Source organism: Pseudoruegeria aquimaris, assembly GCF_900172235.1.
GTDB lineage: Bacteria > Pseudomonadota > Alphaproteobacteria > Rhodobacterales > Rhodobacteraceae > Pseudoruegeria > Pseudoruegeria aquimaris.
On the sequence record NZ_FWFQ01000022.1, the window covers coordinates 39,169 to 62,267 of the forward strand.

Consider the following 23,099-nt stretch of genomic DNA (forward strand, 5'->3'; position numbering starts at 1 on the left):
TGATTGGCAGATTCCAGCGCTGGAGGGTCAACGGGCCGGAATGTCACATCGCGGCCATCAGCCAACGAACCCGACCCGGCCATCATCGCAGGTGAAATAGGCGCCGCCCTGCTGGCCTTCCCACTGAACATTGCACCCCTCGGGCAGGGTGAAGGAGGGGGCCTCGGGTTGCAGCGGGCAGGTTCTGTTACTTTGCGCACAGGCCGACAGCAGCACCGCGGCGGCCGAGACCGCCGCCACCAGCCGCCCGCGCCTGAGGATCATTGGCAAAGTTACTGCCGCACGGCCACAGGCGGAATGGCCTCTTCTGCCTCGGGGCGCTCTTCCACCTTCTTTTCTTCCGTTGCGTGGCAGGATTTGCCCATGGCCTTGTGCATGAAGACATGCGCCCCGACGCACAGAAGCATCGGGGCGATCAGCCCCAGAGATTCGGACACGCCGCCTGCACCGCCGCCGGCCAGGAAATACAGGCCGATCGGGGCGAACATGACGACGCAACAGGCCATCATGCCCCATTTCATGAGTTTTCCGCCGGTGTCCTGCGCGGGTTTCCTTGCCGTGTCTGCTTGCTGATGACTCGTCACGTTTCGCTCCATCTCTGACAGTTCGAAGCGCGGCATAGCCCCTTCCCGCGATGGAAGGTCAAATGCTTTTTCGCCAACGAATTGGTGGGTTGGCGCCGACAGCATCAGAAATAGCCCGAGTTGTCGGCGGCCATACGCGGCAATGACCCCAACCTGTCGGCAAGGTCTTACCCACTTGTTTTGATACGCTCCAATTCTGTTTGTCGGGCGCTTGAATGCGCCGGGACAGCGCGAGCCGCCCCGACACCTCTTTCGGCTTTCACAGGACGCTGGCCAGAAGAAGGTCCGCCATGCGGGTTGCGGCCAGCTTGTCATCCAGGGTGATCGTGGCCTCTTTGTATTTCCGCCAGCGATAGGCCAGATTCACATATTCGATGACCTGCTGGTTCTGTTCCCAGACCAGATCCACTTCGCGCGACATTGCCGCGTCGCCTTTGCCGTCGCGGATTTCATTCAGGGCGTCGCGGATTTGCTCTCCCATCAGTTCGATCAGATCCCTGTCCACGTTCGGCAGGCTCTCGCGCTCGCGGAGGGAACGGAGGGTTTCCAGGATGACGGATTTTGCGGTGCCCGTGGGGGCCAGAGTTCCTTCCAGCCAGTCTTCGGCCAGCAGCCGCCCCGATACGATCGCGTCCAGAGTCAGCTGGTGAATCTCCCTTTCGGTATCGATGTCCATTCGGGTCTCCTTCTTTCCTGAGCCGACACTGCGCCGGCTCTCAAGACGCCAGCCCCAAAGGAGAGAGGGGCTGGCGGTGTGCGCTCATGCGGTGGGATCGGCTTCGACCAGGGTGATCAGATCGACGTCCTGTTGCCGGTAGATCGCGTCTTTCAGAGCTTCGCTCAGCAGGCAAAGCTCTTCGACGATCGGAGAACCCGGGCCGATTTCGGCGAAATACGCCGCCTCGAGCGTCTCGGGGTCATGCACGTTCTTCAGTGCAAACAGATCGTGGAGCGCGGCGATCCTGCGTCTCAGGCTTCGCGTCAGTCCAGGGGCCGAGGCGATTTCGGCGAGAAGCGCCTGGGTCTGGCGCAGCGCGGGCTGGCCGCCCAGCAGAACGGACGCATTCTGGAGCGCCTCGGCGTGGGAGGACATGAATTCACGCAGGTCTTTCAGCGTGTCATGATATAGGTCGAACATGTCGTTCTCCTCTGCAGCGCCGTGGCGGGTGTGCCGACGGCTTCAAGGGCGACTGAAACTCCTTTCGTTGGCGCTGGTTGCTATTCTGAGAGGCTGCTTCTCTCGGTTCATTGCGGGGCGGGTCGTTTCTTCGGGGTTCACTCCGAAATCCCGAAGAAACGACCTGCATCCGCAAGCTCAGGTGAATGTTCGATTGGTCCAAGGCGTGGGCTTTTCTGCCTGACCTCTTTCAGATTCTGGTATGCAGCCGGTATCTGGGGGCGAAGAGCAGCTGCACGGTGGTCAGCATGCGGGACCCGCGCCAGGTGGTGCGTTCGGTGACGAAGAGTGCCGCGCCGGGGGCGCAGTCCAGCGCCTCGGCTTCGTCCGGTCCGGCCTCGACGGCCGAAAAGGCGATGTCGCCGCCGCCGAAGGGCACGTTCAGCACCAGCCATTCGTTGGGGCTGATCCGGGAAAAATCCGCCTCGCGCGCCTCGGGCACCGCGTCCGGGTCGATCCAGCGATCCTCCAGCGCGTAGGGGCGCCCAGCGGCAAGGTGGAGCCCGAGGACGTGCAGCATCTTGTGGTCGGGCGGGCTTTGCAGGCGGGCGCGCACCGCGGGCGGGGGCAGCTCTTCGGCGCGCGAGATCAGGCTGTAGGAATAGGCCAGGCCGCGGTTTTCGATCTCGACGCGGATCACCGGGATGTCCAGCCGGGCCTTGCGCACCGGGTGCAGCGCGACACGGGTGCCGGCACGGCGGCGGCGCTCGAGCAGGCCGTCCTCGGCCACCGCCCGCAGGGCGCGGTTGACGGTGGTGCGGGAACAGCCCAGTTCGCGCGCAAGCTCGGCCTCGTGCGGAACCAACTCGCCGGGCTTCCACTCGCGGTCGCGGATCCGGCGCAGAACCTCGGCCTGCACCGCTTGCCAGGATTTCGTGCTGTCTGCGTTCATCGCGGCGCGGTCCTCATCCTGTCTGTTCTCCCCGGCATCAGGCCTGTGTCAAACCGGGCGCAGCCTCTGTTCTTTCTTGACTTGCAAATATGTGTGCACTTAATAACGAAAATAGTGCACAAAGCAAGGCGGCAGGTGATTCTCGTCACCGGCTCCCGACCGCGGAGGCAGCAAGGATCTCGCGGCCCGGAACGCCGGGAAAGTTTTCGCGGATCCGGATCAAGAACGGGAGGAAATGACATGGACAGACGCAAGTTTCTCAAGGCGGGGGCGGTTGGTGCCGTTGCCGCGCCGTTGGCCACTCCGGCCATCGCGCAGGACAGGCGCCAGTGGAAGATGGTCACCGCGTGGCCCAAGAACCTGCCCGGGCCGGGTGTGGCCGCGCAGATGCTGGCCGACCGGATCACCGCGCTGTCGGGCGGCCGGATCGAGGTCAAGCTGTTCGCCGCCGGCGAACTGGTCCCCGGTCGCGGCGTGTTCGACGCGGTGAGCGAAGGCACGGCCGAGCTGTATCACGCGGTTCCGGCCTATTGGGGGTCGAAATCCAAGGGCATCCTGCTGTTCGGGTCGCAGCCCTTTGGCCTGCGCGCCGACGAACAGGTCGGTTGGATGGTGCATGGCGGTGGCCAGGCACTCTATGACGAGATGTATGGCCGCTTTGCCATCAAGCCGTTTCTGTGCGGCAACTCGGGACCGCAATGGGGCGGCTGGTTCCGCACCGAGATCAACTCGCCCGAGGATCTGAAGGGGCTCAAGTTCCGCACCACCGGTCTTGCCTCGGAAATGGCGTCCAAGATGGGCATGGCGGCCGAGGCCATGGGCGGGCCGCAGATGTTCCAGGCGCTGCAGACCGGCGCGCTGGACGCGGGCGAGTTCATCGGCCCGTGGACGGATTCGGCGCTGGGGTATCAGCAGGTGGCCAAGAACTATTACTGGCCCGGCGTGGGCGAGCCGTCCTCGGCCGAGGAATGCGGCGTCAACATGAACGTCTACAACGACCTGCCCGACGACCTGAAGCAGGCGGTCGCCTTTGCCTGCGAGAGCCTCTACAACCCGGTCTGGACCGAATACACCACCAAGCACGCGCTGGCGCTGAAAAAGCTGGTCGCCGAGGATGGCGTGCAGGTCAGGAAGTTCCCCGACGAGGTGATCTCCGCCATGAGCAAGGCCGCCGCCGAGGTGATCGACGAGCTGCGCCAGGACGAGGACGAGCTGGTGCGCCGCATCGTGGAAAGCTTTGTCGCCTATCGCGACCTTGTGGGCGGTTACATGACCTATGCCGACAACGGCCAGATGAACGCGCGCGCCGCGGTCATGGGCTACTGAGCAGAGACGGGCGGCGCGGGCTGAGCCGCGCTGCCCGGCAACCCGCGCGAGGCTGGAGGCTGGGACAGGATGGGGCGCTTTGTTGACGTGGTTGACGGGGTCAACCGCCTGATTGCCCGGGTGGTGCGCTGGCTGGCGCTGCTGATGGTGCTGGTGCAGTTCGGCATCGTGCTGGGCCGCTATGTCTTTGGCGTCAACTCGATCGCGGTGCAGGAGCTTGTTCTCTACATGCATGCCACGCTGTTCATGCTGGGCGCGGCCTATACGCTGCAGATCGACAAGCATGTGCGCGTGGACATCTTCTATTCCCGGCTGTCCGAGGCCGCCCGCTGGCGGATCGACGTGTTCGGGCACCTGTTCCTGCTGCTGCCGTCGATGGCGGCGCTGCTCTACTGGAGCTGGCCGTCGGTGGCCAACTCGTGGAAGATTCTCGAAGGCCCGATCTCGGTCGGCGGCCTGAAGGCGGTGTTCCTGATGAAGACGCTGATCCCGGCCTTTGCCGTCACGCTGATGCTGCAATCGCTGTCGCAACTGGCAAAGCTGCTGACGGGGGGGCGGCAGTGATGGCGGATTATCTCGACCTGGTGATGTTCGGGGCCCTTCTGGTGGGCATCCTGCTGGGCTTTCCGGTGTCCTTTTCGATTGCCGGGGTGGCGATCCTCTTTGCCTATCTGGGCTGGGCGCTCGGGGTGATGGACATCTCGCTTTTGGGGGCGATGGCGCAGAGGGTGTTCGGCCTGCTGTCGAACCAGACGCTGATCGCCATTCCGCTGTTCGTCTTCATGGGCGCGGTGCTGGAAAAGAGCGGCATCGCCGAATCTCTGCTCGACACGATGGGGCGGCTGTTCGGCAAGCTGCGCGGTGGGCTCGGCATCTCGGTGGTGCTGGTGGGCGCGCTGCTGGCCGCCTCGACCGGCATCGTCGGCGCCACCGTGGTGGCGATGGGGTTGATCGCACTGCCGTCGATGCTGCGGGCGGGTTACGATCCGCGTGTGGGCGCCGGGATCGTCTGCACCGCCGGCACGCTGGGTCAGATCATCCCGCCCTCGACCCTGCTGATCATCCTGGCCGACGTGATGTCGAACGCCTTTCAGCAGGCGCAATACGAGCAGGGCAAGTTCGTGGTCGAGGCGCTGTCGGTGGGGCAGTTCTTTGCCGCCGCGATGGGGCCGGGCCTGGCGCTGGTGGTGCTGTACCTGGTCTACATCGTGATCCGCGGGGTGCTGCGGCCCGATGACATGCCGCCGGTGCGCGCCGATCTGCCCCGGCCCTCGGCGCAAGAGGTGCTGTCCGTCGTCGTGCCGCCGGTGCTGCTGATCCTCGCGGTTCTCGGCTCGATCCTGGGGGGCATCGCCACCCCGACCGAGGCCGCCGCGGTCGGCGCTGTCGGCGCGGTGCTGATGGCCGGGCTGAAGAGCGGCGGAAACCGCCGACTGATCCTTGCCGGCACCGGCGCGTTGTTGCTGCTGGCGGTGCTGTCCGGCCTTTACCCGGTGCGCCTGCAACGCAGCGACCTGGAGCCGGCGCAACTTGTGGCGGGCGGTGCCTATGTGTTTCTGGCGGGTCTGGGCGTGCTGGCGGTGCTGAGCGCGCTGCGCTCGGCCTGGGGGCGCAAGGTACCCCATGACGCGGCCGGCTCGACCCTGGTGATGACCTCGATGATCTTCGCCACGATCCTTGCGGCGGGCATGTTCTCGCTGGTGTTCATCGGGCTGGGCGGCGAGGAGCGGGTGGCCGAAATCCTGCAATCCATGCCGGGCGGGCCGACCGGGGCGCTGCTGTTCAGCATGGGGCTGGTGTTCCTGCTGGGCTGCTTCCTGGATTTCGTCGAGATCTCGGTGATCCTGCTTCCGCTGGTGGCGCCTGTGCTGATCCTGATGGGGCATGATCCCTTGTGGCTGGGCATCCTGCTGGCGATCAACCTGCAGACCTCATTCCTGACGCCGCCTTTCGGCTTCTCGCTGTTCTACCTGCGCGGCGTGGCGCCCGACGAAGTGACGACGGGCCATATCTATGCCGGCGTCCTGCCCTTCATCGGGTTGCAGGTGGTGGGGATGGTGCTGCTGTGGCTGGTCCCGCAACTGGCCACCGCCCTGCCGGCGGCGTTGTTCTGAACGGGTGCCGGCGGGTGCTGTCCCAGGAAACTGAACTTTCGCGCTCCTGCCATTTCAGCTTGCGCAAGAACCGATGCGGTGACAGCGATGTTTCAGATACTCCTGTTACAGCGATCATTTGGCCGCGATGCTGCAAATCCGCTCTCACCGCCTCGACCCTGCCTGCCATGCGCGGCACAGGTTTGCAGCGATTTCACCCGCACGATGCAACGTGTCTCGCCTGGCCAAAGTCTTGTAGACAAGATGCAACTGGCCGGGGTTCAGCGCCCCATTTTCTGAGAAAGCAACCCGGCCAATTCATCGAAATCCATGATTTTGGGGCCGGTCGCGTTGAGCAAAAGATTCAGCCACCATTGATCGAAGGATGGGGCATCTGATACAAGCGTCCGACCCGCCACGGGTTTTGTCAGCCATTCCTTCACAGCGTCTGCAGGCTCGGCATTGTTCAAGTTGGAACGGGGAACTTGATGGACTTTGGCGCTATCGGCATCCCAATCATCTTCGGGTCAATCCGGGCGTGGCTGAATCAGCCGGCTGTGAGTTTCCACTCGATTACCTTCAAGCCATGAGACACCAACTTCGACCGGCCACGAGTTCTCGGAGAGACTTGAAGCTTCGAAGTCGATGAACACAGGCCCTTACTGCTCAACAAGCTGTCCGCTTTCATCGAGGCCAACGCCGAGCCCGAGAGCTCGGCGCTTCGCGAAAATTCTTGTTCCTTCGAGCCGTGCTCGCTCATCTTGAGAATAAAGTCTTCAACGGCAGTCTTGTCCATGGATGCAGCCTAACACTTGAGGATGGTGCGAGGAATTCTTCAATCCGGCTTCCGCGGCCGCCGAATGTTGAAGGCGGTTTCTTGATCGACAAGCGTGTTGAGGAAGTTGCGGCGGTGGGCGGAATTTGTTGAAAAAGGGCCCCAATCACCCCGTGCGGATGGTGGCCCCCCGTTTTCAACACGACGCGGAAAATGCGGAAATCTCGGCGTTTCGCGGTGGTAGACGGAGCCGCGCCTTGGTCACAGATCAAGGTCAACTGTGCATTCCTGATGCGACGCCAGGAGAACGCCGAACTGCTGAGCGGCCCGGATCCCTTCCGAGTGATCGTAGTGGCGCGCCGTTGTTGCCTGCGACTTGTGACCGAGCAGCGCCGTGGCGGCCAGACCGCCGCCGGACAGGCTCTCGCTGGCTTCCGTCGCCACGTTTTCGCGCAGGCGATGGATCGGAATCCGCACGCCAAAAGCCGCCTTGGTCATGTCGCCGGTCAGCCTGCCGATTTGTGTCTCGCTGATTGCTGAGTTCCGGGACAGAACGGATGGGAACAGCGCTGCGCCGCCATCGAAGATTGGACGGAAGGATTGGCGGTATTCCTGCAGAGCCGCGGCCAATGGGGCGTTGCGGAAGCTGCGCTCGAACGGCGCGCCCTGTTTGCGGTCTTCCGGCAGTTTCAGCATCGACGCCGGGATGCGAACCCCGAGGGTTTCAGCGTCAAGCAGCACGAGGGTGCTGTCGAAGGCGAGGCATGACAGGGCCCGCGCGCGTTGGGGTAGGGCGGTCCCCAGCGCCAGAATCAGTCCGTTTCGAAACTGGCGCGCCGCGTGCAACCCGCGCATCGGTCGGGCGCGAGCCCCGTCGATGTGGCGGAAGCCGAGCTCGTATATCGCCGAGGCGCCCACAAGCTGTGCGCCGGTCTTCGTGCTCGGGCCTTCTGTCTTGCCACGGTTGCGCCAGTCCTCTGCGACGAAGTCGCAGGCCGCGGAGGCGAAGCCGGGCTGGACGAGCGCCATCCCGCTCAGGATGCGATCCATGTAATCCGCGGCTGTGCCTGTTGTCGCTGTTGCGAGAACGTGACGGCCGAAGGCATCCAGCGTCGCACCGGTCGGTGTCAGGTCGAGGCCGTTGCAGGCGCAGTAATCCACCCAGATTCTCAACGCAGAGATGACGCTTTGAGCGTAGGCTGCGCTCCAGAGCCTGCGGCCTTTCACGCGCTTGCCCTGCCGCGACACGGCGATGTGGTCTGCGATCGGCCGCCGCCACGGGGCAGGGAGGTGGGAAAGTGCTTCTTCTGCGCGGGTCCAAGCCGTTTTACGGGCCGGCTTGGATACCACGCGATGTTTGCGCAGGATCTGACCAAAATGGGCGGTGCGTTCTGCACCCCATGTCCTGGCTGCCACGCGTTGAATATGAGCGAATTCGGCGAGAGCTTTTTCGCCAACTTCTTCGATCCGCCGCTGCAGATGGGCTGAAAGCTCGGCCCGACCTGGAATGGGGTCTTCTACCATTGCGGACCGGATGTCGGCGAGCAGGCGAAGATGGGCATTGTCCGTCATGTTTTTCTCCCGTTCGAATTGGTCTTGCCAGTCGCCTTGCCGTTCAGCTGTTCCTGCCATGCATCAAGCACGAGGCCCTCGTCGAGTTCAGCGTAATAATCGAGCGTCGTCTGCAGGCTGCGGTGGCCGAGCAGACGCTGGACCTTCGGCAGGTGGTCCGGGTTGTCCTTCAGCCAGATCCAGCCGACCAAGTGGCGATAAAGGTGCGGGTGAATATTGACACCGACATACCGCGCCAACAGCCCGGTTACACGCTTGAGCAACGCGCTGTAGTGCGTGCCCACCCGGCCTTTCCCGTGGCCGGGAAAGAGATATGGGTTTTGCGCGTCGCCTGATTGCAGCACACGAGGTCGCAGCACCTCCAGATAGGTCCGCAACAGGCGGCTGGTGCTTTCGCTCAGAGGGATTGGCAGATCGGCGTCGCCTGAACTGCGCATTTTCACTTCCCCGGCAGGCACGGTCAGGCGTGCGAGGTCGCCGTGCCAGGAAACCCAGTCCAGGCGCGCGCGCAGAACGTTGTCACTGCGCGGTGCCCGGGTCATCAGGATGTCGTGCGCCAGCGCGGCCATCACGTCGCGGATCAGCTCTGCATCCATGACGTCGGCCTTTGCCGGGAGTTTCCTGGTCTTTTTTCGCTGCACCCGCCGGCGCCGGTCGATCTCGTTGTTGACCTGCGTGACGATGGTGCCCGTCAGCCGAATCGTCTTGACGATGCGGTCGTCAGTGAACTGCTGCAGCTTCGCTTTGTTTCGAGGCGAGATTCCCGTGAAGCCGGGCTTGTGCAGCGAGATCAGGTCGGAAATCTCCTGAACCTCCTCCGGCGGGCGACACACGAAACCGGACGCGATCTTGCGCATGGTCTTGAGAACGCTTTCGACATAACCGCTGGGATAGTCGCTCTTGTTGCTTTCAGCGAGAGCTTCGGCGCCGATTTCGAGGAACTCGGGATCGGTCAGTTCCTCGATGGTCTCCGGGACGACATCCGTCGCCGCGACGATCGCCTTTGCCATTGAGATGACGTAGCCCCGGCGACGGGCCAGCGTTTTCTCTGACCACCGGTCTCGCCCCACCAGAAACCCCTTGTCCGTCATGAGTGCGGATGACGATTTGTGGGTGGGCTTCCCTGATCTTGCAGCGCGCGCCTTCTTCGCATTGCGCAGCCGCGCCTTCTTGTCGGAAACCGGCTGCTCCATTGCGTCGAGCATTGCGATGAAGGCGGCACGATCCATACCGTCCCGCGACATCTGCCCTGTGGCCCAAGGTGCGACGCGGGCGTCGAACTCCGCCAGCAGCGGCGCGATCTGCGCGTCATTGACACCGAACTTGTCGCGGCCGCCTTCGAACGGGTGCGGCGCGGCGGCAAAGCCGAAGCGAGTGAAATCCGGATGATCCGACAGTTTCCGAAGCAGGGTTGCAATCTCGCGTACATGCTTTTCGCACTGTTTTTCGCCCTTGGCTGAAACCTCGGTGCGGTGCCGGTAGTAGTCAGCCAGAGTTTCGGGCGAAATCTCGCTGGGCTGAATACCTTCATCGTGCAGGAAGAGAAGAAACGACCCCGAGGCCAGCCGGGTCGAGACGGGCAGGTCACTGTTCCGGATCGCGACGTGCACGTCCTTGTAGATCCCGCCGATGTCGTCGATCCGGCGTTTGCGCTGGCGCGACTGTCCGGTGCCCGCTGCTTTGAGGAGCATCGAGCGATAGGTGGCCATGCTGCCCTTTGTCAGACCTAAACTGGCGGGGGTATGGCGGTCGAAGAAATCGATGACCTCTTGTTTGCAGACCGCCTTCAGCTCAGGCACCCAACCGGCATTGCGGCACAGCCATTTCAGACGTGAAGCCAAGGTTTTGTTTCCGACAGATTGCGCCTCTGAGATGAGATCCGCGTAGGTGCGCGGGAGCTGTTTCGCCGAATTCAGAAGATCGCGCCCGGTTGCTTCCGACAGAGCCACCAGCGTGGAATGGCGGGGTGTCAGGCCGGGGATGTTGAGAATGTCCGAGATGGCCTTGGGGTTGAGCCCCGCGCGCAGGGATAGTGCCCGTCGCGACTCGCCGCTGGTGTCAAGATAATCCTTCAATTCCTGTGCAAGGGTCATGGCTCTGCCTCTTGGTTGGTGGGCGACCGGTCACTCGAGGTCGAGATCCGGCCTTCCAGCCTCAGGCCGGACTCGCAGCTCGAAAACCGCGAGCCACTCGTCCTTGATCGTCCATGACTTCCCCAATTTTACGGCCTGCAGCTTGACTGGCCCGTGGGGCGTCGGGCAGCCGTGGTTGATCCAGTCGCGGATCGTGTGCGGGTCGCGCTTGAAGATCGCGGCGACCTCGTTCGTCGAATAGTATCTCGGTGTTTTCATCGCTTTCCTCCCGGTGTTTGCGGGGGAAATGGTCCCCGGCGGTGCCGGGCGGAAATTTCCGGGACAAAAAAAGCTGATGCTTGGGCGGCGGCCACGAAAAATGGGTCACGCCGGTAATAGGATCCTATTTCCGGTCCGCCCCGAAACTTCCGGATCAAACCGGTGTTTCCGGATTTTCCGATGCGAACCGAGTTCCTCGCCAGTTGCAACAAAAGGACGACTGGTGATGACCATGATTTCCACCAAGACCGAAGCACTGCGGGACAAAACCGGACGGTTCACGGGGCAGGGGGCGTTTGACATTGACGGCCCGGCGCTGACAACTCGGTTTACGCCGCTTACACAGGCGGATGGTGAATTGCGCGTTGCGCTGGAGGAGGCCGACGCCATTCTCGCCGGACCAGGTGAGGAACAGCCCGGTGTTCCTGCCGTCGTGTGCCGCGCCAGTCCCGGTGCCGGCAAGAGCCGGCTGGCGCGGATTTTGCTCGCCGAAAAGGCAAGGCGGGGCGAGAACTGCAACGTGTCTTTCCACCTGCCGACCCTCGCGCTGGCCGAGGAGGCAGCCGCCGAAGCCCTTGACCTCGGTCTGAAGGCACAGGCAATCCGCGGCCGCTCGGCGCCGCGCCCGGACGGGGCAGGCACCATGTGCGCCAAGGCCAACCTGGTCGAGCGCGCCAGCCGTCTGGGCATCGCGGTGCGGGAAAGTTTCTGCCGGCGCGTGGATGAGGACGGGGAGGAAAAGCGCTGTCCGCATTTTGACCAATGCGCCTATCTCGCGCAGTTTCGAGCCGGGGCGACGCACAATTTCCTCGCCAACAGCTATCTTTCCCTGCCCGACCCAGTTGAAAAATGCGATTTGCGGATCGTCGACGAAACGTTCTGGCAGCAATTCCTGTCGATCCGGGATGTTCCGGTGGCGTCCTTCACAGATCCGCGCACCTTCTTTCCGGCGACGATGGCAGGCGATCACGCCGACCTGCTGGACGCGGCGCGGCAGGTCGCGGCGGCGCTGATCGCGGGTACCTCTCCGCTGTCCCTGCCATTTTCCCACGCAGACTATGCGGCGTTTGCCGCTCTGGAGTGGCGGGGAAAGTCCCCTGATCCTACGCTTATGCCGGATCAATGCGGCATCCAGCAGGACAAGCTGTTGAAACAGGCAGAAGCCAACCACCACCAGGTGTCGCGCTTTGCCGCGATCTGGAAAGTGTTGGCCGAGGCCAGAGAGGCCGGTCTGGACGCAACCGAACGGCTGCGCTTGGTGTCGCATGACGACAGGCAACTTATCCGGGTGCTGAGGCGGAAACCGTTGCGCCATCAGCAGCCGATGCTGGTGCTCGACGCTGATGCTGATCCCGAGATCCTCTCGGTGCTTGGATGCAATATTCGCGACATCCACGACGTCACCCTGCGCCCGAACGCCATCGTGACGCAGCTTCACGACCGCCGGATGACGAATGGCAGCCTGCTGAGCAAGCCCGGGCTGCGCGAGACCTGGCGGCAGATCATCGCGCGCGAGGTGCTGACCGACCGCTTGGACCGCAACGGCGGGGTGCTGGTCGGCGCAACGCGCAAGGTCGTGCGCGCCTTCTTCGAGGATGCTGGGCATTGCTTCGAGGGCATGTCCGAGGAGGAAGTGTCGGCTTACATGCTGGAGATCAAGCTGCACGGCGCGCATTGGCTGTGGTTCGGTGGTCGTGCGCTCGGCTCGAACCGCTACAAGGACTGTTCCAGCGTCATCGTAATCGGCCGCGAGGAACTGCCGGTTTGCGCCTTGGAAGACCAGGCGCGGGCGCTCTGGGGCGATGCGCCCGGCGAGCCTCTCAACCTGCTTGCCCCGGACGCCGCCGGAAAAATCCGGATGCCCGAGGCGGTCGTTCATTACGAAATGACAGACGGGACCCCAAAAGCGGTGCTGGTGCCCTGCCACCCCGACCGCCGCGTCCGTCGGCTGCAGCTGCAGAGCCGCGAACTGGCGACCCGACAACTCATCGAACGTTTGCGCCTGGCGCGCTCATCCTACCCCAAGCGGGTGTTCATCGGTTGTAATATCCCGATTCTCGGCATTCCGGTCGATAAGCTCGTTTCGTGGGCTGATATGCTGCCGGAAAGGGTGGAGGCAGCGATTGTCGACGGTCTGCTGGAAAAGGGCGGTATACGCCTTTCGGCCAGCGGCCTCGCAATAGATGCGCCGAGGATCTTTCCGAGTGTCGAAGCAGCGCGAACCTATCTGAAAAGGCAGAAAAAACTGCCACCAATCGCAGCCATGAACTTGGCCGGACGTGCTGCGTTCAATCGTGTTGTTTGGGTCAAAATCAAGCGCGACGTTCCGCATGCAAGGCACGAAGCTGCAGTTCTTCTGGCGAAAGGAGCAGCGCCGGAAAGGGCGGCAGATTTGCTCTGGGGGCCGCTGAAGTATTGCGAAACGCTGGATGGCAATGAAGGTGCGGCAGGCCAGCAGTGATGACATGAAGCACCGGGTAAAAAGCGTTGGTGTCGAGGTGAGTAAGCATCGGTCGGTGATGCAGATTCGTTCAAACGAACAAGTAGCTGACCGGCTTTGCCTTTTTTGCCATGTTCTCGGGTTTGAATCCCCCCCCAAAAAAAACTTTTTTTGTTTTGAGAAGATGAACCCATTTCATTCCTGCAGCGACAAGGGGCTTCGGCCAGTTGCGGCACCGGGCGATCAGCCTGGAACTGAAATCAACACGCTTTCTCAAAAGTAGAGGAAGCCAAATCAAAAGGATTGAATATGAGCAACATCACCAACAACCTCGAGCTCGAAAATGCCCGCATTGTCGACGACGCGTTCGTTCAAGCCGATTTCAGAGCGACCATCGATGGCAGCGACAAAAACCTTTTGGTGGAAGCCGAATTGGTTCCGGGCTCGAACTCTGTCAATATCGACAAGGCGACTTGGTCCGCATCCGGCGAATGTGCAATGGACTTCGTGGCAAGGCACTACGACGCGATCCAGCCGATGTTGAAGACCATGCTTTCCGAAACCCCTGCGTCAGATCTTGCCTGAGTATTGGGGGAAAGACGTGAAGCGCAATTCCAAGGCCACTTGCCGCAGCGCTGCACCTTCGATCCGAAAACCAAAACTGTCAGATCTCGGCGATGTCCGGGATCTGATGACCCTTCGGTTTCGCCCGTCCTGCCGTGCAGGGTCGGCTCACTTGATGACCGTTTCGGAACTGTCAGAGGCGATCAGGGAAATCGAAGCGCGCGTGAAAGCAAACCCAAAGACGCCAAATGTCAGGGATTGCCTTGCACGTTTCCACGCAGAGCTAAACCGCCGCAAGACCGAGACGCACGAAGACCGGGTGTGGCGGATGAAATCTCGCCTGGCCTGGGAGTTTGCCCAGGAAAAAATCGAAGCGGCGCAGAAGCGGCCCGACAGCTATTGCGCGCAAAAACCGGCGCAACGATACTGATCCGCCCCGCACACGCGGGGACAGATCACAGATCAAAGACCGCTTCAGGCCGCCCTGGGGCGGGTCTATTGCCCCATGCAGGCCATGTGCCGCGCGCCCTGGCAGGCCAGGCTGCGGATGCTCCAGGTGCTTTTGACATAGGCAAGGATCGAGTCGATCTCCTCGTCGCTCAGCACCTCTTGCCATGCGGCCATGCGCTCGTTGCGGGGCGAGCCTTTATGGATCGTGGCGCGCAGGCCGGCATCCGAATGGTGCCAGGCGTGCATCGCGTCGTTGAGCGCGGGCGCTTTGAAGCCGAACTCGTCGCGGGCCTCGGGGTCGTCGGGGGCCTCGCCGATGCCGCCAGCGCCGTGGCACGAGGCGCAGTTGTCATCATACAGCACCTTGCCCGCGGCGATCCGGTCCGGCGTGGCCAGATCGCTGCCTTCGAAGCTGATCCAGGTTGCCCCGCCATCGCGGCTGAGCAGGATTGCCCCGGTATCGGCCACGGCATAGAGCGTTTCGGGCGAGGAGGGATCCTCGATCAGGGCCCGCAGGAAACGGTCCTGGAAGCCGGTGCCGACCACCTGCCAGTCAAGCGTTTCCTCATCGGCCATGACAAGGCCGGTGCGATAGATGAACGCGGCGACGCGCCCGCCCGACAGGCTGGTGACGACGGTTACAGGGGCGTCGCCGGGATAGCTTTGCTGCCAGCTCTGGCCATTGTCTTCGCTGACCATCAGACCACCCACGGTGGCGGCAAAGATCCGCGACGGGCTGGTGCCTGACAGCGCCACGGCGAGGGTTTCCTCGGGCGTGGTCGCAAGCGGTTCCCAGCTGAGGCCGCCATTGGCGCTCAGTTGGATCGTCTTGTCGATGCCTGCCATTCGGTCGCCGTCCAGCCGGCTGATCGAGAGCGAGGTCAGCTTGGTCCCGGTCTCGCCCTGGGTGCCGGGGGTGGCTGTCCAGCGTGCCTGCTCCGGATCGAAAGTCAGCAGCCCAGCCGAAGCCCCGTCCGCGTCGATACCGTTCAGGAGCAGACGAGCGGGGTCATTCGGGTCGGTGGCGATGCCGGTGATGGCGGCGCGAGGGGGCGTGATGACCTGGGCCATGCCGTCGGGCGTGGCGCGCAGCAGGCCGTAGCCCGTGCCCAGCAACAGGGCGCCGTCGCCGGCCGGGTCGACCGCCAGACTGAACACGGATTGCACACGGTCAAGCGGCGCGCTTGTCTGCTCTTGCGCTTCCGCTTTGCTCGTGACGGTCGCTGCCAACAACATCAAGGCCGCCAAGGCCGTTCCGGATTTGCCAATCATGATCTGCCTTCCTTGCGATTGACCGCGCGTGTTTGTCCGTCCGAGTGCCACCCGCCGCAGCCGGCTTCAACACGTTTTCTGTATCAATTGGTAACGGCCACAAGGCATCTGAGGCCCGGTCGATACCCAGCGGGCCGACATGCCGGGCCAGTTCCGGATGCAGCCGTCGGTTTCCGGGGCAGAGCGGCACGGCCGCCGCTGTGGTCTTCGTCTCGACCGGGCGGCGACTGCGCGCCTGCAATAGGAGGGGATCAGGCGGTAAAGCTTCCTCATCGGCGAGGATTTGGCCGTAGAGATCGACCACCTCGGCCTTGGAGATCGACGGGCAGCCGGCGCAGTTGTTGCGGACCGTGTCAAAGTCGATCTTCTCAAAGCGCGACCGCAGCAGGGTGGCATCACCCGTGGCGCGCAAGAAGTAATGCGAGTTCGCGCTGTCGGCCTTGTCGACGGGCTTGATGCGGCCGGCATTGGGCCGACCCGTTGCAAGGCGAAATCAGCCTCGTGCCGCTTGCAGAAGATGAAATCGGCATGCGTGGTCGCCTTGGGCCTCAGCAGTCGCGGGCAACGGGCGGTGAAGTGTAGAACTGGTCGAGAATGCGGGCGGTCGATCGGGTGTTGGTCACGAATGGTCTCCTGCGTGTTACGCGCTGGAGATCGGTTCGTTCTGGAAAACCCGGAAACGGATTTGGGTGAGATAATAGTTAATAAAAACGGAGTTTTGTCGCGTTCTGTAAAGAAATTTTTGAAAAGCGCCGGGCGCGACTGGGCCGGGCTCGGGTGGGTAGAAGACCGAATACCCCGCCCGAACAAAACACCTGCGGGCGGGTCATGCCTTGTGGGGCGCCATCTCTTGCCGAAACAGCGCCCGCGGTTCAGCGCCTCTCAAAAGCTGCGACCGGCCGCCACGGAATTCCTTTTCGGGGAATGTGCGTGCACAACCGCGTCAGGCGCAGAGCTCAATGATCGCGCCGGTCTTGGTGGTGACCAGCCGGGATGAGTCCAGCAGTTCTTCGCGAAACCGCGCCATGTCGAACTGGGGGTCCTCCCAGTCCGCGGTTCCGACTTCCTGGGCCGTTTTGAGGCTTTCCCATACGAACTGGTCGATGTCGTCGTGGGTCATCGAGTTCTGCAGTTCCTCATGGATTTCGTGAATGTCCAGGTCGGTTTTCGCCTGAAAGACGGCGTCGATCTGGTCATCTCCGTATTCCGCGACCAGAGCGAGATAGGTGAAGGTGTCGTAGCTGATCTTGTCAGCCGCATCGCTTGCTTCCTGGAGGTGCCTCTCCAGAGCGGGGATCGTGCCACGATCAATCTCGCCAATGAGCTCGTAAAGGGTGTTGGCGGTTTCATTGATCTTCTTGATCAGCGCTTTGATGTCTGTGGTCATGATGCGTGTGTCCTTGTGAAATGGTTGCTTGGCCTGCTGGCGAAGGGAATGTGGTATCGCCGAGGGCGACGGAAAACCTTTCTTGCGCGTGCGTACACACTGGCGCAGGAGGAAGAATTCAGCGTGGTATTCGATGGTTGTTCTGGGTTGAATTGGGTTGGCGCGGCGGCGGTGCCGTCCGTCTCGAACGCTGTCACCTCCAATAGGGTCCTAAGTCCACGGTATGGTCGCATTCGGGTGCCGATCCCGGCTGTCTCATCTGGGCGCAACTTCGGCCAAAGACTCTTACCGTGTGGCTAAAATTTAACATAATCTCTATTACGAGTGCTTTGGCTGTAGCCACAACGCAGGAGTGTCAACAAAGGCGCCTGCGGGTTAAACCACGGCATTCACCTTCATTTTGACCAGATCTGAGCGCCACGCGTGCTGCAATTCGGCGCCTCATCAAGCTGTGATCCCGTGCTACAAGGTCGCAAGGCGTTTTGGAACAACGAGGAAGCAAAAATGCTGATCGCGGTAATCGCAGCTGTGCTGCTCGTCGTGGCAACGACCACGCTGCACCTGACTACCCTGCGCTGGCTGTCCGGACAGACGGCCGCGATACCCATGAGGCCCACGACGCGGGTCCTCGTGATAGTCTTGGTGATGTTCGCGGCGCATCTGGGCGAGGTGGCGCTTTACGCCCTCGCCTACGGGCTGGGGGATCAGGTTTTGGCGATTGGCAGCTTCGGAGGCGTCCCGACCCGTGAGCCGCTGGATTACTTCTACTTCTCGGTGGTCAGCTTCACGTCGCTGGGCATCGGCGAGGTCTTTCCGCACGGCCACCTGCGCTTTCTTACCGGGGTAGAGGCGCTGAACGGGCTGCTGCTGATCGCGTGGTCGGCGTCGTTCCTGTTCGCCGCCATGTGCCGGCTGTGGGATTGGCAACCTTTCGCAACTCTCAAGGACAAGGAAACCCCTGATCGGGCGGATTGACTTCGTGCCCTGCCCCCTCAGGCCCGCCAGAGCACTGACGGCGGGCCGTCGCCTGCGACCGCGGCCATTTCGGCAGGCGACAGGACGTCATTTGCCGGGCGCGCCAGCAGGTCGGCGGCCTCGGCCACGACATGCGCCCAGGTTGTCCGGTTGGCAAACAGCATCCCGTTGAGATCGAGCGTTCCGCCGTGGTTGATGAACCCCAGCGCGCGGGTGGTCCGGGGGCCGCTGTCAATGCGCCGCAAGGCCCCCAGGAACGGGCCGGGCCGGGTATGGGTGACGAACAGGCGGGGCCTGTCGGGCGGGAACAGGTCATTCAGTTTCGCGTCGCCCAGAACGTAATCCGCCTCGCGCGCGTCGCGCGGTGCGCGCAGTCGGCCCGGCTCGACGAGATACAGCAACGCGCAGTTCACGCCGCCCTGCTCCAGCCGCTCTCGTGCTTTCTGGCAGACGCCCAACTGATAGGCGCCAGTTGCCGAGAGAAGGATATCCGCCTGCGCGGGATCTCCGGCCAGCACCGCGGCGCCGTCGGTCAGCACCTGCCCGGCCTGGGCCGCGGTCAAGGCATTGGCGACCGGCTGTTTCGGCACCACCATGACCACGAGCCGCCCGTGGCTGCGATAGGCCCGCGACAGGGCCGCCGCCGTGCTGGTGGCGTCGGCCGGGAACAGCACCGACACCGCGTCGGCCATTTCCCCCAGCAGAACCTCGGGAAGGGTCGTGTCCTGGTGCGAGATCTCGTTCTTGGCGTTTTCCCACGCGTGCGAGGTCAGCACGATCGGCACCGACAGCCAGCCGGGCGGGCGGCCAGCGGCCGCCAGTTGCCGGGCAAAGGTGATTTCCTGGCGGATCGCGCCCAGCATCTTGGGGGCGAAGGCCTCGTAGGTCACGACCAGGTTGATGCCGCCCTTGTTGCCGAGCGCGGCGCAGACCACGGCCTCTTCGTTGAGCGCGGTGATGACGCCGCCGGTGCGGGATTCGGCGATCCCCGGCTCGGGATCGAGGACGCGGTGCTTCAGCGTGTCCAGCGTCTCGTCCAAGCGGTTGCTGCGCAGCTCGTCCGGGTTTCCCACCCTTGGCCGCAGGTGGGGATTCGTCCCGACGATGGCGCAGAACTGGCGATCCAACGCTGCCATCGGCGAAACCATCTCGCCCGTCGGATACTCGGCGACAACCGGAATTTCCGGGGGCGCGATCCGGCGGGTCGCCAGCGGATGATCCCGCTCTTTCGGCCGGTTCTGCCGCTCATGCGTGGCCAGTTCCGCCACCGCCTCGCGCAGCGCCTGTTCCGGCATGTGCAGGCGACGGGCGCCCTCGTTGAACAGGCGGCGGCTGTCTGCGTCGGTCGCGGGGGTCGCGGGCAGCGGCAGGTTGTGCGCCCGGTTGGTGCCCGCGCCGGGAAAGCCGTAGCCCTTGATCGTCTCGGCGATGCCATAGCCCAGCCTTTCCTGCGACAACGCCCCGGCTTCGATGGCGTGGATGCCCCACAGGATGCTGGCCGGGTCACGCCCGTCCAGCCCGATGGGGTCGAACCCGTTCAGGCGCAGGTGATGGTCCAGCCAGCGCTCGCCGCCCTGTTGCGCGATCTGCGTCCGCTGCTCGATGCGGCGGCCGTTGAGGATCATGATCGGCGCCACCAGTCCGCTGTCCTCGGCCCGCCACCAGCGCGGTGCCCAGTCGCTGCCGCGCTGCTCCTCGAAGGCGCCGTCGCTGAGAAAGGTCACCAGACGCTCGCCCTTGAGCGGCGCGTGCACATAGTGCAGCTCTGCAAAGCCGAGATAGCCGCCCTCCTGCGTGCCGCCGGCGGTGTTGGCGTTGACATGCGAGCCCAGCGGAGAGACCTGCGTGCCATCAGGGCCGACCTCGCAGGAATAGAAATCTGACACGAAGCGCGTAAGGCCCTCGTCGGAAAGATCGTAGCGCGAGGCATGCGCGGGCGTCATGTTGTCCACCAGCAGGTTGACCGCGTCGATCGCCGCGACGCAATGGCCCTGCCCCATCATCCAGCTGCGGGTGTGACCGTCGAGCGCGTTGAGGGTCAGGTAGGCGACATAGGCCGGCACCATGTTCAGCGACCCGCCGGTGTGTCCCTGAGGGTTGGCCTTGAACGCGTCCGCATCCAGCGCCGCGCCGTCCAGCCGCACGCTTTTGGCATAGGTCATATGCGCCACCAGCCACATGCCGGCATTGGCAAGAGTGTCGGCGGCGCGCAGCCTGCGATAGCCGGTCTCTGTATCCGGCAGGTTTCCCGCCTCGACCAGCGCCCGGACCATCTCGTGTATCCTGACCTGCGTAAGGTCATCGTGGCGGATGACGCCGCGGCCCGCGGCCCAAACGGCGAAGGCGGTATCCTGCTGGCGGAGTTCTTCGGCGTGCCGGGCGATCTCGTGACGGTTTGGCGCGGACAAGTCGTCGCAAGTACCGCATGTGATGAATTTCCGCATCGTCGAATTCCTGTCGAATTGGCGCGCATTCCGGCCGCAGGCCGGTTGGCCGCGCTGCATGTTACCTTTTTCGCTCCGCGCCTCAGCCGATCTTGACCAGCGTGTCGCTCACGAACTCATAGGGCGGCACGTCGAGGTTTCGCGGCGCCGGGCCTTTCCGGATCCGCCCCGAAGTGTCGTAATGCGAGCCGTGGCACGGACAGAACCAGCCGTTCCAGTCCCCGGTCGGGTCGCTGCCGCCCTGACCCAGCGGGATGCAGCCCAGGTGGGTGCAGACGCCGATCACGACCAGCCATTCCGGGCGCTGGACGCGCTCGGCATCCGGCTCGGGGTCGATCATCGGCGCGTCGTCGTCGGCCCGCGCCTGTGCGATCCGTTCCTCTGTCCTATGGTCGATGAAAACCGGCTTGCCCTTCCATTTCAGCGTGATCCGGCTGCCGGGCTCGACCCCTTCGAGGTCGATATCCACCACCGCCAGGGCCGAGACGTCGGCACTGGGGTTCATGCTGTCGATCAGGGGCCAGATCGCCGCGCCAGTCGTGACGACCGCAGCGCCGGCGGTGGCGTAGTACAGGAAATCGCGGCGGCTTTCGTCCGCCTGCTGCTGTTGTCTTGTCAAAATGTCAGACATGGCGTTCCTCCTTCATGCCCGGTTCGGGCCTGCCGGTCGGCAAGGCCCGGACGAGGTGGATCAGTCGCTATGCCCCTCTTCCCCTTCTTCGTGGTGCCCCATCTGATCGTCGTCGTGATGCCCCATCTCACCTTCTTCGTGGTGATCTTCCTCGGATTGGTGGTGCATCATCGCCGCGACCGATTTCGGGATGTCGTGCTCAGAGAACTTCGCCTGTTCCGAGGCGTCATGAACAAAGGCGATGATGTCGGCCAACTCCTGCCCGTTCAATTCGATCTGTTCGCCCAGTTCTTCCTCTTGCAACGCGACCATTGCCGCGGCGCCGCGCCACATGCGGGCGGCGAATTCGAACGGGTTCATAACCTCGTCCATCGTCGAGGCATCGAGCACCGGGGCATGTTCCCCGCCTATGCCGTTTATCGAGTGGCAAACGATGCACCCCTTGGAGGCGAACAGCGCCCTGCCCCTTTCGGAACTCATTTGGGGCATCATCAGCCCCTTGGGCATCTCGTCCATCATCTGCATGTGCTGTCCTTCGCCTTGCGAGGCCAGCGCCGGGACTGTCCCGACCGTCATCGCCAGCATTGCCGCTGGTATCGTCATGGTTCTTGCAAGCATGGGTTTTCCTTTCCCCTAACTGGTTTGCCTGACTGCTCTCCTCAGTTTGTCCCGTCCTGGTATGCGGGTATTTCGTTCCTTCGACCCAATCCGGCCTGCGCGCTTCAGGGTGGGCAGGTCATGATCCGCCGCCTCCGTGCCCGCCATGGCCGCGGTGCATCAGGAAATGCATGCCCACGCAGACCAGCAGGAACAGCAGGGGCGAACCGAGCAGCGGATACAACGCCTCGCGGTATTCCCAGCCCAGTATCCCGGCGCCTATGACAAGGGCGATCGCAAGCGGCAGCCAGTTCCGTCGGGTGTGGCTTTTGCTTTCTTCCGGCTCGGTCGGCGGCTTGGAAGCGGCTTCGTTCTTGTTCGGGGTCGTGTCATCAACTGGTTGATAAGTCATGGCTATCTTGCCTCCGGCATGGTGATCCAGTGTTTCAGGAAGGCGCGTTCGTAGGTAAAGACCATCACGATGCCCGCGACCGCGTAGGCCACGATCATCGGGTCCGAGCGCCATTTCAGGGTGGTGAAGGCCGCCAGCACCACGGCATCCAGGGCCAGCGCGGTCAACATGACCCAGCCGCGGCCCTTGATCTGGCCACGCAGGTTGCGCCAGACGCCCCAGTGAACGGCCATGTCCATCACCAGATAGAAGAATGCCCCCAGCGAGGCGATGCGCGACAGGTCGAACAGCACGGTCAGCAGCCCGGCGATGACGACGGTATAGACCAGCGTGTGCGACTGGATGGAGCCCGTCATGCCGAAATGGCTGTGCGGGATCATCTTCATGTCGGTCAGCATCGCCAGCATCCGCGACACGGCAAAAACGCTGGCGATCAGCCCCGAGGCCGTCGCCACCATCGCCAGCGCCACGGTCAGGTAGAACCCGCTCTGCCCCAGCACCGGCCCGGCGGCCTCGGCCAGGGCATAGTCCTGTGCGGCGCGGATCTGCTCGGGCGGCAGGCTGACGCCGACGGCAAAGGCGACCAGCAGGTAGACCACCGCGCAGATCGCGATCGAGATCATGATGGTGCGCCCGACATTGCGGTGCGGATCGACGATCTCGGCCCCGCTGTTGGTGATGGTGGTGAAGCCCTTGAAGGCGAGGATCGACAGGGCCACCGAGGCGACGAACCCCAACGGCGCGGCCGGTTCCGAGCCCTGCACCTGCCAGGTTCCACCCGCGGCCCAAAGTGCGGCGATGCCGAATATCGCGATCCCGCCGATCTTGAGCGCCGACATGATGATCGACCACAGCCCCACCGAGCGGTTGCCCGACCGGTTCACCGCATAGGCAAAGACGATCAGAGCCACACCGATCAGCGGCACCAGCGGCCCGCCCTCGATGTCGAACGGGCGGAGCGCATAGGTCGCGAAGGTGCGCGCCACGAGGCTTTCGTTGATCACCATCGACAGCGCCATCAGCAACGAAGCCGCCGCCGCGACCGCGCCCGGCCCGTAGGCCTTGGTCAGGATCATGGCGATGCCACCCGATGAGGGCCAGGCATTGGACATGGCGATGTAGGTATAGGCGCTGAAGGCGGTGACGACGGCCCCGAC

26 protein-coding genes are annotated in these 23,099 nt (G+C 63.3%); 8 read left to right on the forward strand and 18 right to left on the reverse strand.

What is annotated here, in order from left to right:
• Window positions 1-57: 57 nt before the first annotated feature.
• The 5 genes from PSA7680_RS14290 to hutC form a co-directional block, all read right to left on the reverse strand.
• The gene (locus tag PSA7680_RS14290) at window positions 58-264 is read right to left on the reverse strand and encodes a hypothetical protein (RefSeq protein WP_085869400.1); all 207 of its coding nucleotides are present in this window, start codon (window positions 262-264) and stop codon (window positions 58-60) included.
• A gap of 8 nt (window positions 265-272) precedes the next feature.
• The gene (locus PSA7680_RS14295) at window positions 273-689 is read right to left on the reverse strand and encodes a DUF2933 domain-containing protein (RefSeq protein ID WP_245824659.1); all 417 of its coding nucleotides are present in this window, start codon (window positions 687-689) and stop codon (window positions 273-275) included.
• Window positions 690-843: 154 nt separating this feature from the next.
• Window positions 844-1,260 (reverse strand): hypothetical protein, encoded by a 417-nt coding sequence (locus PSA7680_RS14300; RefSeq protein ID WP_085869401.1) that lies wholly within the window; start codon window positions 1,258-1,260, stop codon window positions 844-846.
• An 84-nt stretch (window positions 1,261-1,344) separates the two neighbouring features.
• The gene (locus PSA7680_RS14305) at window positions 1,345-1,722 is read right to left on the reverse strand and encodes a hypothetical protein (protein ID WP_085869402.1); all 378 of its coding nucleotides are present in this window, start codon (window positions 1,720-1,722) and stop codon (window positions 1,345-1,347) included.
• A gap of 229 nt (window positions 1,723-1,951) precedes the next feature.
• Window positions 1,952-2,653 (reverse strand): histidine utilization transcriptional repressor HutC, encoded by a 702-nt coding sequence (hutC, locus tag PSA7680_RS14310; protein WP_085869403.1) that lies wholly within the window; start codon window positions 2,651-2,653, stop codon window positions 1,952-1,954.
• A 240-nt stretch (window positions 2,654-2,893) separates the two neighbouring features.
• Between hutC and PSA7680_RS14315 the strand changes: the two genes are divergently transcribed.
• The 3 genes from PSA7680_RS14315 to PSA7680_RS14325 all read left to right on the forward strand — a co-directional run bounded on the left by PSA7680_RS14315 (window position 2,894) and on the right by PSA7680_RS14325 (window position 6,093).
• A complete protein-coding gene (locus PSA7680_RS14315; RefSeq protein ID WP_085869404.1) occupies window positions 2,894-3,979 on the forward strand; it encodes a TRAP transporter substrate-binding protein in 1,086 nt (361 codons plus the stop codon).
• A gap of 69 nt (window positions 3,980-4,048) precedes the next feature.
• On the forward strand, window positions 4,049-4,543 hold the full coding sequence (locus PSA7680_RS14320) for a TRAP transporter small permease subunit (RefSeq protein WP_085869405.1): 495 nt from the start codon (window positions 4,049-4,051) through the stop codon (window positions 4,541-4,543).
• Window positions 4,543-6,093, forward strand: coding sequence for a TRAP transporter large permease (locus PSA7680_RS14325; protein WP_085869406.1), 1,551 nt, complete (start codon window positions 4,543-4,545; stop codon window positions 6,091-6,093). The genes PSA7680_RS14320 and PSA7680_RS14325 overlap by 1 nt, the downstream gene beginning before the upstream one ends.
• Window positions 6,094-6,353: 260 nt before the next feature.
• Here the strand turns inward: PSA7680_RS14325 and PSA7680_RS18585 are convergent, their stop codons facing one another.
• The 5 genes from PSA7680_RS18585 to PSA7680_RS14345 form a co-directional block, all read right to left on the reverse strand.
• On the reverse strand, window positions 6,354-6,515 hold the full coding sequence (locus PSA7680_RS18585) for a hypothetical protein (RefSeq protein WP_176244147.1): 162 nt from the start codon (window positions 6,513-6,515) through the stop codon (window positions 6,354-6,356).
• Window positions 6,516-6,619: 104 nt separating this feature from the next.
• Window positions 6,620-6,868: a hypothetical protein gene (locus tag PSA7680_RS14330; protein ID WP_085869407.1), complete on the reverse strand. Its 249-nt coding sequence runs from the start codon at window positions 6,866-6,868 to the stop codon at window positions 6,620-6,622.
• 240 nt (window positions 6,869-7,108) lie between these two features.
• A complete protein-coding gene (locus PSA7680_RS14335; protein ID WP_139838672.1) occupies window positions 7,109-8,419 on the reverse strand; it encodes a site-specific integrase in 1,311 nt (436 codons plus the stop codon).
• Complete coding sequence (locus tag PSA7680_RS14340) at window positions 8,416-10,512, reverse strand: site-specific integrase (RefSeq protein WP_085869409.1); 2,097 nt, start codon at window positions 10,510-10,512, stop codon at window positions 8,416-8,418. Before PSA7680_RS14340 ends, PSA7680_RS14335 begins: the two co-directional genes overlap by 4 nt.
• Window positions 10,513-10,542: 30 nt before the next feature.
• Window positions 10,543-10,770 (reverse strand): helix-turn-helix domain-containing protein, encoded by a 228-nt coding sequence (locus tag PSA7680_RS14345; RefSeq protein WP_085869410.1) that lies wholly within the window; start codon window positions 10,768-10,770, stop codon window positions 10,543-10,545.
• Window positions 10,771-10,996: 226 nt separating this feature from the next.
• Between PSA7680_RS14345 and PSA7680_RS14350 the strand changes: the two genes are divergently transcribed.
• Genes PSA7680_RS14350 through PSA7680_RS18595 form a run of 4 tightly spaced genes read left to right on the forward strand, consistent with a single transcriptional unit; the run spans window position 10,997 to window position 14,204 of the window.
• Window positions 10,997-13,231 (forward strand): hypothetical protein, encoded by a 2,235-nt coding sequence (locus tag PSA7680_RS14350; protein ID WP_085869411.1) that lies wholly within the window; start codon window positions 10,997-10,999, stop codon window positions 13,229-13,231.
• The gene (locus PSA7680_RS18590; RefSeq protein WP_139838673.1) at window positions 13,200-13,493 is read left to right on the forward strand and encodes a hypothetical protein; all 294 of its coding nucleotides are present in this window, start codon (window positions 13,200-13,202) and stop codon (window positions 13,491-13,493) included. The genes PSA7680_RS14350 and PSA7680_RS18590 overlap by 32 nt, the downstream gene beginning before the upstream one ends.
• 26 nt (window positions 13,494-13,519) lie before the next feature.
• Window positions 13,520-13,795, forward strand: coding sequence for a hypothetical protein (locus PSA7680_RS14355; protein ID WP_085869412.1), 276 nt, complete (start codon window positions 13,520-13,522; stop codon window positions 13,793-13,795).
• A 16-nt stretch (window positions 13,796-13,811) separates the two neighbouring features.
• Window positions 13,812-14,204, forward strand: a complete 393-nt coding sequence (locus PSA7680_RS18595; protein WP_139838674.1) for a hypothetical protein — start codon at window positions 13,812-13,814, stop codon at window positions 14,202-14,204.
• Between the two features lie 65 nt (window positions 14,205-14,269).
• Here the strand turns inward: PSA7680_RS18595 and PSA7680_RS14360 are convergent, their stop codons facing one another.
• From PSA7680_RS14360 to PSA7680_RS14365, 3 genes are all read right to left on the reverse strand, one after another.
• A complete protein-coding gene (locus PSA7680_RS14360; protein ID WP_085869413.1) occupies window positions 14,270-15,496 on the reverse strand; it encodes a c-type cytochrome in 1,227 nt (408 codons plus the stop codon).
• A complete protein-coding gene (locus tag PSA7680_RS18750; RefSeq protein WP_176244148.1) occupies window positions 15,396-15,908 on the reverse strand; it encodes a hypothetical protein in 513 nt (170 codons plus the stop codon). The genes PSA7680_RS14360 and PSA7680_RS18750 overlap by 101 nt, the downstream gene beginning before the upstream one ends.
• 531 nt (window positions 15,909-16,439) lie before the next feature.
• On the reverse strand, window positions 16,440-16,883 hold the full coding sequence (locus PSA7680_RS14365) for a hypothetical protein (RefSeq protein WP_085869414.1): 444 nt from the start codon (window positions 16,881-16,883) through the stop codon (window positions 16,440-16,442).
• Between the two features lie 504 nt (window positions 16,884-17,387).
• On the opposite strand from PSA7680_RS14365, the gene PSA7680_RS14370 reads away from it, so the two are divergent.
• On the forward strand, window positions 17,388-17,858 hold the full coding sequence (locus tag PSA7680_RS14370) for an ion channel (protein ID WP_139838675.1): 471 nt from the start codon (window positions 17,388-17,390) through the stop codon (window positions 17,856-17,858).
• Window positions 17,859-17,875: 17 nt separating this feature from the next.
• On the opposite strand, the gene PSA7680_RS14375 is transcribed toward PSA7680_RS14370, so the two are convergent.
• The 5 genes from PSA7680_RS14375 to PSA7680_RS14395 all read right to left on the reverse strand — a co-directional run.
• A complete protein-coding gene (locus tag PSA7680_RS14375) occupies window positions 17,876-20,302 on the reverse strand; it encodes a phosphoketolase family protein (RefSeq protein WP_085869415.1) in 2,427 nt (808 codons plus the stop codon).
• A gap of 82 nt (window positions 20,303-20,384) precedes the next feature.
• The gene (gene petA / locus PSA7680_RS14380) at window positions 20,385-20,933 is read right to left on the reverse strand and encodes a ubiquinol-cytochrome c reductase iron-sulfur subunit (protein ID WP_085869416.1); all 549 of its coding nucleotides are present in this window, start codon (window positions 20,931-20,933) and stop codon (window positions 20,385-20,387) included.
• 60 nt (window positions 20,934-20,993) lie between these two features.
• Complete coding sequence (locus PSA7680_RS14385; RefSeq protein ID WP_139838676.1) at window positions 20,994-21,551, reverse strand: c-type cytochrome; 558 nt, start codon at window positions 21,549-21,551, stop codon at window positions 20,994-20,996.
• Window positions 21,552-21,669: 118 nt separating this feature from the next.
• Window positions 21,670-21,942: a DUF2933 domain-containing protein gene (locus tag PSA7680_RS14390; RefSeq protein ID WP_085869417.1), complete on the reverse strand. Its 273-nt coding sequence runs from the start codon at window positions 21,940-21,942 to the stop codon at window positions 21,670-21,672.
• A gap of 2 nt (window positions 21,943-21,944) precedes the next feature.
• Window positions 21,945-23,099, reverse strand: a 1,155-nt coding sequence (locus tag PSA7680_RS14395; protein WP_085869418.1) for an APC family permease, incomplete at its 5' end; no start/stop codon positions are given.